The organism is Polaromonas sp. (assembly GCF_030682935.1).
Taxonomy (GTDB): Bacteria; Pseudomonadota; Gammaproteobacteria; order Burkholderiales; family Burkholderiaceae_C; genus Polaromonas.
This window is the reverse complement of sequence record NZ_JAUXNA010000009.1, coordinates 1-10,086: the sequence shown is the minus strand read 5'-3', so window position 1 is coordinate 10,086 and position 10,086 is coordinate 1. Positions and strand designations below refer to the sequence as shown.

Below are 10,086 nucleotides of genomic sequence, written 5' to 3'. Positions count from 1 at the left end.
TTCGCCCAGAAGGTTGGCATCCTTGATCGCGTCCATGGTGACAGGCAGCGCTGTTTCCGCAATGACCTGGCCCACAACGAGTCCCGCCTGCTTCATGTCGACCACGGTATGCAACAACAGTTGCCCATCCCAGATCAAGTGCACGCGCCCCGGCAGACCAAGCGGAACGCTCAGCGCTGACTTCTGTGCAAAGGAGCCGGCATGCGCCAGCTCGCGTCCGTCTTTGTCCAGCAGCGCAATGGCCGTCAGCCCGGTCGAAAGAAAAGACTGGACGGCTGTATGGAGTGCAATACGGGCCGCGCCGTCGTTCGCATCTGCATTCACGCGTTGCAGCTGATCAATCAGCAGGGGACGCGTGGTAATGAGCACCGTTCGGTCAAAACCGGCTCCAATTTCAGTCTGGATCAGTTGCACGCGGTTTTGCAGGGACAACTGGAGGCTTTTACTGAGAAGCTCCTGGGCATGACGCTGCATGACGATAAAGACGGTTACGCCCACCAGCAGGGTAACGGCTATCAGAATTATTCCAGCGATCAGACTAATCCTGTGTTGATGATTCTTTTGATGCAGCATGTGGTCTTTTTTCGAATTCTGAGCAGGAGTGTCAGAATTCTTGTGTTTGAGGCACGGTTATTTTTTGATGTCGGTGAATGCCGTAAGGAGAAAGCCTATTTTCACCTTACGCGATAGCTTTGGTAAATATAGCGTCCCGGACGCTTCGAATACGTCCAGGCTTTCACCACCCAAGGAGACATCGCTCGGGCACGGAACGGGCAGGCCAATCACCCGGTCCTGATTGCCATCGGGCGAGAACCTGAGCACACTCCAGCCATCCTGCAATGCGGTCCACACGCAGCCGTTGGTATTCACCGCAGGGCTTGTTTGAATCCCATAATTTGGGACAAGACATGCGCCAGGTCTTAACCGGAAGAGTTCTCTGAAGTTTTACCAAGCGCGACACCTCAAGCCACGCTTTCACGCAAAATCCACCACATGCAGCTCAATTACATTGCCAACACCTCGGTGCCCTCCTCGTCCGGCAAAACCATCCCGGTCATCGATCCTTCCGACGGCCAGGTTTTCGACGAGATTCAGCGCGGCAACGCGTACGACATCGATGTGGCGGTAGGCAGCGCCCGCGACTGCCTGGACCGGACCTGGAGCCGGCTCAGCGCGGCAGAGCGCGGCCGCCTGCTGATGCGCTTGTCAGTCAAGGTGGCAGAGCACGCCGAAGAGCTGGCGCTGATCGAGCAGCGCGACTGCGGCAAACCCACCCAACAGGCCCGGGCCGATGCGGCGGCGCTGGCGCGCTACTTTGAGTTTTACGCGGGCGCCGCAGGCAAGCTGCATGGCGAAACGATTCCCTACCTGGACGGCTACAGCGTGATGACCTGGCGTGAGCCGCACGGCGTCACCGGCCACGTCATTCCGTGGAACTACCCGATGCAGATTTTTGGCCGCAGCGTGGGCGGCGCGCTGGCGGCGGGCAATGTCTGTGTGGTCAAGCCCAGCGAAGACGCCTGCCTGTCGCTGATCCGCGTGGCCCAGTTGGCTGCCGAAGCCGGCTTTCCGGCCGGCGCCATCAACATCGTGACCGGCTACGGCCATGAAGTGGGCGACGCGCTGGCCCGTCACCCGGGCATTGACCACATCAGCTTCACCGGCAGCCCCAGCGTCGGCACGCTGATCCAGCAGGTGGCGGCCGAGCGCCATTGCCCGGTGACGCTAGAGCTGGGCGGTAAAAGCCCGCAAATCGTCTTTGCGGATGCCGACCCGGACGCGGTGATTCCCGCCATCGTCAACGCCATTGTTCAAAACGCTGGGCAAACCTGTTCGGCCGGCTCCCGCCTGCTGGTGCAGCAATCCATTTACGAGCCGTTACTGGAGAAGCTGGGCCAGGCCTTTGAAAACCTGCATGTGGGCCCGGCCGCCATGGACCTGGACGTGGGCCCGCTGATCCGGCAAAGCCAGCAGCAGCGCGTGTGGGACTTTTTAAGCGATGCGCAGGTCGCGGGCATTCCCATGGTGGCGCAGGGCCAGATCGTGGATGACGCCCCCGAAACCGGCTTTTACCAGGCCCCGACCCTGCTGCGCGACGTGCCGGTGATGCACCGGCTGGCGCAGGAAGAAGTGTTTGGCCCGGTGCTGTGCGCCATGAGCTTCACGGACGAAGACCACGCCATTGAACTGGCCAACGCCACCCGGTTCGGGCTGGTCGCAGGCGTCTGGACCGCTGACGGCGCGCGCCAGTTCCGCATGGCCAAACGCATCAAACGCGGCCAGGACTTCATCAACAACTACGGCGCCGGGGGCGGCGTGGAGTTGCCGTTTGGCGGCGTGAAGTCATCGGGCTATGGGCGTGAAAAGGGGCTTGAGGCGCTGCATGGGTTCACGACGCTGAAAACGGTGGCTGTGCGGCACGGTTGATGGTCAGCCCCGAATCCGGGGATGCAATATGCTCACGTATTAGTACAAATCTGGAGACAAGCCCATGCGGGTCAAAGACAAATCCATCATCGTCACCGGCTCCGGCGGCGGCATTGGCGAAGGCATCGCCAGGCGCCTGGCGGCTGAAGGCGCCCAAGTCATCGTGAATGACATTCACGTCGCACTGGGCGAGCAGGTGGTGGCCGCCATCGTCAAGGCGGGCGGCACGGCCTCGTTTTTTGCCGCCGATGTGACGAAGTCAGCGGAGGTCAAGGCCCTGGTGGACGCCGCCGTGCAGCGCTATGGCCGGCTGGATGTGATGGTCAACAACGCGGGCTGGACGCACCGCAACCAGCCTGCGCTGGACGTGAGCGAAGATGACTTTGACAAGTGCTACGCCATCAATGTCAAAAGCATTTACCTGGCAACCATTCACGCCGTGCCGGTATTCCGTGCGCAGGGCGGCGGCAGCTTCATCAACATTGCCTCCACGGCGGGCGTGCGTCCCCGGCCGGGCCTGACCTGGTACAACGGCTCCAAAGGGGCGGTCATCACCACCTCAAAGTCACTGGCGGCGGAACTGGGCCCCGACAACATCCGGGTCAACTGCATCAACCCGGTGTTCAACCCCGACACGGGCTTGTCGACCGAGTTTGCCGGCGGCCCGCTCGATGAGGAGCGCAAGGCCCGATTCCGCGCCAGCATTCCGCTGGGCCGGTTTTCCACCGCGCTGGACGTGGCCAATGCGGCCCTGTACCTGGCCAGCGACGAGGCCGATTTCATCAGCGGCGTGTGCATTGAGGTGGACGGCGCCCGCTGCGTTTGAAGGCATGGACGCTGGACTTGAACGGCCACAACGTGCAGTCGCTGGGGGCAAGGCGGCCAATTCCATCATGTGCTCGGCCAATGGAGTAAATTCACCCCAAAGATTTTGACCATGACAGACAAACCACACAAAGTAATTCCGCTGGCAGACATACGTTACGCCAGCCGCGTGCCAAGCATTCCGGCCCAGCTGTTGGCGCCCTCCGGCCTGCTGAGCGACACCCTGGGCCGGCCGCTGCGCGATCTGCGCATCAGCGTCACGGACCGCTGCAATTTCCGCTGCAACTACTGCATGCCGCGCGAGGTGTTTGACAAGGACTATGCCTTTTTACCCCAGAGCTCGCTGCTGAGCTTTGAGGAAATTGCCCGGCTGGCGCGGATTTTTGTGGCGCACGGCGTTGAAAAAATCAGGCTGACGGGTGGCGAGCCCCTGCTGCGCAAGCACCTCGAAGTACTGATCGAAATGCTGGCCAAGCTGCAAACGCCCGCTGGCAAGCCGCTGGACATCACGCTGACCACCAATGCGTCGCTGCTGGCCAAAAAGGCGCAGTCGCTCAAGGACGCCGGGCTGCAGCGCGTCACCGTGAGCCTGGACGGGCTGGATGACGCCGTTTTTCGCCGCATGAACGATGTGGATTTTCCGGTGGCCGATGTGCTCAAGGGCATTGAAGCGGCGCAAAAAGTGGGCCTGGCGCCCATCAAGGTCAACATGGTGGTCAAGCGCGGCACCAACGACGCCGAAATTGTGCCCATGGCGCGGCATTTCCGCCATTCCGGTGTCGTGCTGCGCTTTATTGAATACATGGACGTGGGCGCCAGCAACGGCTGGCGCATGGACGAGGTGCTGCCTTCCGCGCAGGTTATTGAGCGCCTCAATGCCGAGTTCCCGTTGACAGCCATTGACCCGAATTACGCGGGCGAAACCGCCGAGCGCTGGCGTTATGCCGACGGCGCCGGTGAAGTGGGCGTGATCAGCAGCGTGACGCAGGCCTTTTGCGGCGACTGCAACCGGGCCCGGCTGTCGACCGAAGGCAAGCTATTTTTGTGCCTGTTTGCCAGCCAGGGCCATGATTTGCGCCCCCTGCTGCGCGGCAACTACGCCGACGAACAGATCGCGGCGGCGGTGGGCCCCATCTGGCAGGCGCGGTCAGACCGCTATTCGGAACTGCGTGCCGCCCTGCCTGCCGATGCCGGCCCGGCGGACAGCGCGTTCAAACGCGTTGAAATGAGTTACATCGGAGGATGATTTGGTAAATGTTGATATGAATGCCCCATTGCATGTTGAGGCCATCACGGGCGTAATCCTGGCCGGCGGGCGCGGCTCGCGCATGGGCGGAGCCGACAAGGGCATGCAAAACTTCAACGGCGTGCCGCTGGCGCTGCACACCTTGATGCGGCTGTCGCCCCAGGTGGGCGAGGTCATGATCAATGCCAACCGCAACCTGGCCGCTTACGAGTCGTTTGGCGTGCCGGTCTGGCCCGACAGCACCGGCCTGGGCGACTATGCCGGGCCCCTGGCCGGTTTTTTGACCGGCCTGGAGCGCTGCGAAACCCCTTATCTGCTCACGGTGCCCTGCGACACGCCGCTTTTCCCGCTGGACTTGGTGGCGCGCATGGCCGAAGCCCTCGCGCGGGAAGATGCCGACATGGCCGTGGCCGCCGCCCGGGAAGAAGACGGGCAATTGAGGCCGCAGCCGGTGTTTTGCCTGATGCGTACCAGCCTGCTCGAAAGCCTGCTGCGGTTTACACAGGGCGGAGGCCGAAAGATCGACGCCTGGACGGCGCAGCACAAGACCGTTGTGGTGCCGTTTGACCAGCCCGGCGACGACGCACGCGGCTTTTTCAACGCCAACACGCTGGCTGAACTGCACCAACTGGAATCCAGCCTGCCGTGAAAACCCTGGACCAAATTGCCGCCGAGCTGCAAAGCTACGACCCGCAGGCCCTGTCTGCGCCCCAAGTGCTGGATTTTCTGTCGCGGCTGGTCACGCCGGTTCGGGAGGTACTGGAACTGCCCTTGTTTGAGGCGCTGGGCCGGGTCCTGGCAGCCGACGTGATTTCGCCGTTTGACGTGCCGCCGCATGACAACTCGGCCATGGACGGCTACGCCTTTGATGGCCGCCAGCTGCAGGCGGATGCGCCGCTGGTGTTGCAGGTCATGGGCACGGCGCTGGCGGGCAAGGCCTGGCAGGGCAACAACGGCCCCGTGAAAGCCGGCCAGTGCGTCAAGATCATGACGGGCGCCATCATGCCGCAGGGCCTGGACACCGTGGTGCCGCAGGAATTCGTCACGCTGGGCCAGGCCGGTGATAGGGAGCACATCACCATTGCAGCGGCCTTGCTGCGTGCGGGCGACAACCGCCGGCTGCGCGGCGAGGACCTCATGCAAGGCAAAGCAGCGCTACGAAAAGGAGAGCTACTAACGCCCGCTCGTATTGGGCTAGCAGCCTCTTTAGGCCTAAAAACCTTAACCACTTGGCGGCCGCTGCGGGTGGCCTACTTTTCAACCGGCGACGAAATTTTGTCGCTGGGCGAAGCGCCGCGCGAAGGCGCGGTATACGACAGCAACCGCTACACCGTGTTTGGCATGCTCAGCCGCCTGGGCTGCCAGATGATGGACATGGGTGTGGTGCGTGACGACCCGGCGCTGCTGGAGGCGGCGTTTACCGAGGCCGCCACGCAGGCCGACGCCATCATCACCTCGGGCGGTGTCAGCGTGGGCGAGGCCGACTACACCAAAGCCATGATGAAAAAACTCGGCGATGTGGCGTTCTGGCGCATCGCGATGCGGCCAGGTCGACCCATGGCAGTCGGCCGCATATTAGCCACCAAATCAGGTCATAGCCCAATAAATTCGGGCACTAGTAGCTATACAAATAACAGCAACCCTGATGGTGCGGTGCTGTTTGGCCTGCCCGGCAACCCGGTTGCGGTGATGGTGACCTTTCTGGCTTTTGTGCGCCCGGCGCTGCTGCAAATGATGGGCAGCACCGAGGCACCGCCGCCACTGCTCAAAGCCCGCAGCACGGAAACGATTCGCAAAAAACCGGGCCGCACCGAATACCAGCGCGGCTGGGTATCGACCGCGCCCGATGGCGCACTGCAGGTAAAAACCACCGGCAGCCAGGGTTCGGGCGTGCTGCGCTCCATGGCCGAGGCCAATGGCCTGATGGTGCTGCACCACGGCCAGGGCAATGTGGCGGTGGGCGACGAGGTGGATGTTTTGATGTTTGCCGGCGCGCTCTAGACCGGACGGGCTGGCTGCGCAACGGGGTGATCCGGCTGATCTTTGGCCACGGCCTTGCTGGCGCCCGGCACCTTTTTCCGGGCAAATAGCGCGTACATGGTCGGCACCACAAACACGGTGAGCAAGGTGCCCAGGGACATGCCGCCCACAATCACCCAGCCAATCTGCATGCGGCTTTCAGCCCCGGCCCCGGTGGCCAGCGCCAACGGCAAGGCGCCGAGCACCATGGCGCCGGTCGTCATCATGATGGGGCGCAGGCGCTGGGAAGACGCCTTGACCAGCGCCTCGATCATTTCCATGCCCTGCCCGCGCAACTGGTTGGTGAACTCCACAATCAAAATGCCGTGCTTGGTGATCAGTCCCACCAGCGTGATCAGGCCGATCTGCGAGTAGACATTGAGCGAGCCTCCGCTCCACTTCAACGCCAGCAGCGCGCCAATCATGGACAGCGGCACGGACAGCATGATGACCAGCGGATCAATAAAGCTTTCAAACTGGGCGGCCAGCACCAGGAAAATGAAGAGCAGCGCCAGCGCAAACACAATGGCCAGCGCGCCCTGTGAGTTCCGGAACTCGCGTGAGGTGCCGTTCAAATCGGTGCTGTAGCCTGTTTTGAGTACTTTGGCCGCCGTCTGGTCCATGAAGCTGAGCGCTTCACCCAGCGAATAGTCGCCTGCCAGGCTGGCGGTGATGGACACCGAACGCCGCTGCCCAAAATGGTTCAACTCGCGCGGCGACACGCTTTCGTGCACCTTGACCAGGCTCGAGAGCGGGATCATGGCCTCATTGCGGCCCCGCACGTAAATGCGTTCAATGGCTTCAGGGGTGCTGCGGCTGCCGGCCTCAAGCTGGACAATCACGTCGTACTGGTCAGCATCGCGCTTGTAGCGGGTCACGTTGCGGCCACCCAGCAGGGTCTCGACAGCCTTGGCCACCGCGTCCACATTGACGCCGAGGTCAGCCGCCCTGTCGCGCGCCACCTCGATGCGCAACTCGGGCTTGTTCAGGCGCAAATCCACATTCGGCGACACGATGCCGGGGTTTTTGGCCATCTCCTCCAGCATCTGTTCCACCACGGTATTGAGGTTTTCGTAACTTTCCGAGGTCTGGATCACAAAGTTGAGCGGCCGCTCGCGAAAGCCCTGGCCCAGTGATGGCGGGGTGATGGAAAACGCCGTCACGCCCGGCAGCGCGTTGAACTTGGGCTGCAATTCACGCGCCATCTCCATGGTGGAGCGCTTGCGCTCGTCCCAGTCCACGGTGCGGTAGACCACACTGGCCTGCGCCACAGTCGGGTTGCCAACGTTGGCAAAAATGCGGTCAAACTCCTTGAAGGGCTCGCCCATTTTCTCCAGCGCTTGCGCATAGCGGTTGGTGTAGTCCAGCGTCGCACCGTCCGGGGCATTGACGGTGGCCAGGATCACGCCGCGGTCTTCCATCGGCGAGAGTTCCTGCTTCATGCCGGGAAATATCAGCGCAATGGCCAGCGCACTGAGCAGCATGACCCCCAGCACAAGCCAGCGCGCCTGCAAGACAAAGCCCTTCACGCGCTGGCCCACGCCCCGCGCGCCGGCGGGCGCCTGGTAGCGCGCGGAAACCACCCAGCGCAGCAAAGCGCCGTAGCGCTCAGCCATAGCCGTCAACGCCCGCTCCATGGTGCGGTCGAAGCGGTTGGGCTTGGGGTTGTGCCGGAGCAGCTGCGTGCACATCATGGGCGTCAGGGTCAGCGCCACAAAACCAGAAACAACCACCGCCCCCGCCAGGGCCAGCGCAAACTCGACGAACAGGCGACCGGTGCGTCCGGGCGTGAAAGCCAGCGGCGCATACACGGCCACCAGCGTGGCCGTCATGGTGATCACGGCAAATCCGATTTCACGGGCTCCCTTGATACCGGCGGAAAAGGGGTCCATGCCCTCTTCAATATGGCGAAAGATGTTTTCGAGCATCACGATGGCATCGTCCACCACCAAACCGATCGCCAGCACCAGCGCCAGCAGCGTCAGGGTATTGATGGTGAAGCCAGCCAGCGCCATCAGGGCAAAGGTGCCGACCAGGCTCACGGGAATGGTGACCAGGGGAATGATGGAGGCACGCGGCGTGCGCAAAAACACAAAAATGACCAGCGCCACCAGCAGCACCGCTTCACGGATGGTTTTGTAGACGTTCTTGACCGAGCGATCAATGAACACCGAGTTGTCGTTGGCGATGTCAATCAGCAGGTCAGGCGGCAAATCGACCTTGAGCTGGGGGATGACTTGCCGCACCCCTTTGGACAAGTCCAGCGGGTTGGCCGTGGCCTGGCGGATCACGCCGACCGCCACGGCGGAGCGGCCGTTCAGCCGGACGGCGGAGCGCTCGTCCGCCGCGCCTTCCGCGACCCGGGCCACATCGCGCAGCCTGACCGAAAATCCGTTGCTGGTTTTGACCGCAATCTCGCCGAACTGGGCCGGGGTGAGCAGGTTGGTCTGCGATGTGACGCTGAACTCGCGCTGCTGTGATTCAATGCGGCCCGCAGGCAGTTCCAGGTTGCTGCGGCGAATCGCATCTTCGACATCCTGGGTGGTCAGCCGGTAGGCGGCGAGCTTGTCGGTGTCCAGCCAGACACGCATGGCGTACTTGCGCTCGCCAAAAATACGGACGTCGGCCACCCCGGTGACGGTTTGCAGCCGGGGCTTGACGACGTTGTTGACCAGGTCGTTGATTTGCAGCTGGGTCATCGATTCGCTGGAAAACGCCAGCTGGATGACCGGAAAGGCATCGGCCTCGACCTTGGCGATCACCGGCTCCTCAATCGCCTGCGGCAGACGGTTGCGGACCCGGGAGGTGCGGTCGCGCACCTCGGCGGCGGCAGCGTCGGCGTCTTTCTCTAACCTGAAGCGCACGCTGATCTGCGCCTGATCGGCACGGCTGATGGAGGTAATCACGTCCACCCCATCAATGCCGGCAATCGAGTCTTCCAGCGGTTTGGTCACCTGCGACTCGATGACCTCGGCCGACGCCCCGGCATAGCGCACGCTCACGGTCACCACGGGTTCGTCAATCTTGGGGTACTCGCGCACGGTGAGTCGGTTAAAACTCACGGCGCCGATCAACACGATGAGCAGCGACAGCACGGTGGCAAACACCGGACGGCGTATGGAGACTTCAGCGAGTTGCATAAGAGGCGGTGGGTCAGTGACGCAAGTTAAAACACGGGTTTAGCGTTGCCTGTTGGCTCAGGCGGGATCGCGCGGTGCCGGGCTGGCAGGGGCTGCATTGCGCGTTGGCGCAGGCGCAGCGGCCGATCGCGCCTCGGACACGAGCGTGCCGCAAGGGTTGGGCCCTGATACCGGCGCGGGCACAGCCGGTGCGCGGGCCAGCACACGGTCGGGTGCGGACGCCTGAACAGCAGGCGCTGCAGCCGCAGCAGGCCGCCCTGCCTTTGGGCTGGGCGCGCCATTGCCCGCCAGGCTCACCACCGTGACCACCGTGCCATCGCGCTGCACCCGCTGCTGACCGGTCGTGATCACCGTATCGCCGGGCGCCAGCCCGTCCAGAATTTCCACCTTGCCGGGACTGCGCAGCCCCACCTTGACCTCGACACGTTG

8 protein-coding genes and 1 pseudogene are annotated in these 10,086 nt (G+C 62.8%); 5 read left to right on the top strand and 4 right to left on the bottom strand.

Annotated elements, in window-relative coordinates:
• Together Q8K05_RS00420 and Q8K05_RS00415 are read right to left on the bottom strand one after the other, a co-directional pair.
• Positions 1-573, bottom strand: a 573-nt coding sequence (locus tag Q8K05_RS00420) for a hypothetical protein (protein ID WP_305244581.1), incomplete at its 3' end; no start/stop codon positions are given.
• A 57-nt stretch (positions 574-630) separates the two neighbouring features.
• Complete coding sequence (locus tag Q8K05_RS00415) at positions 631-870, bottom strand: SMP-30/gluconolactonase/LRE family protein (protein WP_305244580.1); 240 nt, start codon at positions 868-870, stop codon at positions 631-633.
• 123 nt (positions 871-993) lie between these two features.
• Here Q8K05_RS00415 and Q8K05_RS00410 point away from each other — a divergent pair, with 123 nt between their 5' ends.
• The 5 genes from Q8K05_RS00410 (at position 994) to glp (ending at position 6,499) form a co-directional block, all read left to right on the top strand.
• Positions 994-2,427 carry an aldehyde dehydrogenase family protein gene (locus Q8K05_RS00410; protein WP_305244579.1) on the top strand — a complete coding sequence of 478 codons (1,434 nt, stop codon included), beginning with the start codon at positions 994-996 and terminating at the stop codon, positions 2,425-2,427.
• A 64-nt stretch (positions 2,428-2,491) separates the two neighbouring features.
• The gene (locus Q8K05_RS00405) at positions 2,492-3,253 is read left to right on the top strand and encodes an SDR family oxidoreductase (protein ID WP_305244578.1); all 762 of its coding nucleotides are present in this window, start codon (positions 2,492-2,494) and stop codon (positions 3,251-3,253) included.
• A gap of 111 nt (positions 3,254-3,364) precedes the next feature.
• Entirely contained in the window at positions 3,365-4,498 is a 1,134-nt protein-coding gene (gene moaA, locus Q8K05_RS00400; RefSeq protein ID WP_305244577.1) for a GTP 3',8-cyclase MoaA, read from the top strand.
• Between the two features lie 16 nt (positions 4,499-4,514).
• Positions 4,515-5,147, top strand: coding sequence for a molybdenum cofactor guanylyltransferase MobA (mobA, locus tag Q8K05_RS00395; protein ID WP_305244576.1), 633 nt, complete (start codon positions 4,515-4,517; stop codon positions 5,145-5,147).
• Positions 5,144-6,499 carry a gephyrin-like molybdotransferase Glp gene (gene glp, locus Q8K05_RS00390; RefSeq protein ID WP_305244575.1) on the top strand — a complete coding sequence of 452 codons (1,356 nt, stop codon included), beginning with the start codon at positions 5,144-5,146 and terminating at the stop codon, positions 6,497-6,499. The genes mobA and glp overlap by 4 nt, the downstream gene beginning before the upstream one ends.
• On the opposite strand, the gene Q8K05_RS00385 is transcribed toward glp, so the two are convergent.
• Entirely contained in the window at positions 6,496-9,657 is a 3,162-nt protein-coding gene (locus tag Q8K05_RS00385; RefSeq protein WP_305244574.1) for an efflux RND transporter permease subunit, read from the bottom strand. The two genes, glp and Q8K05_RS00385, sit on opposite strands and share 4 nt — an antisense overlap.
• A gap of 57 nt (positions 9,658-9,714) precedes the next feature.
• A pseudogene (locus tag Q8K05_RS00380) lies at positions 9,715-10,086 on the bottom strand (efflux transporter periplasmic adaptor subunit); the annotation flags it as partial.

Coding starts and splice junctions, on each gene's coding strand:
- Q8K05_RS00385 (WP_305244574.1), bottom strand. CDS start 9,657: ATGCAACTCGCTGAAGTCTCCATACGCCGTCCGGTGTTTGCCACCGTG.
- Q8K05_RS00405 (WP_305244578.1), top strand. CDS start 2,492: ATGCGGGTCAAAGACAAATCCATCATCGTCACCGGCTCCGGCGGCGGC.
- moaA (WP_305244577.1), top strand. CDS start 3,365: ATGACAGACAAACCACACAAAGTAATTCCGCTGGCAGACATACGTTAC.
- Q8K05_RS00410 (WP_305244579.1), top strand. CDS start 994: ATGCAGCTCAATTACATTGCCAACACCTCGGTGCCCTCCTCGTCCGGC.
- mobA (WP_305244576.1), top strand. CDS start 4,515: ATGAATGCCCCATTGCATGTTGAGGCCATCACGGGCGTAATCCTGGCC.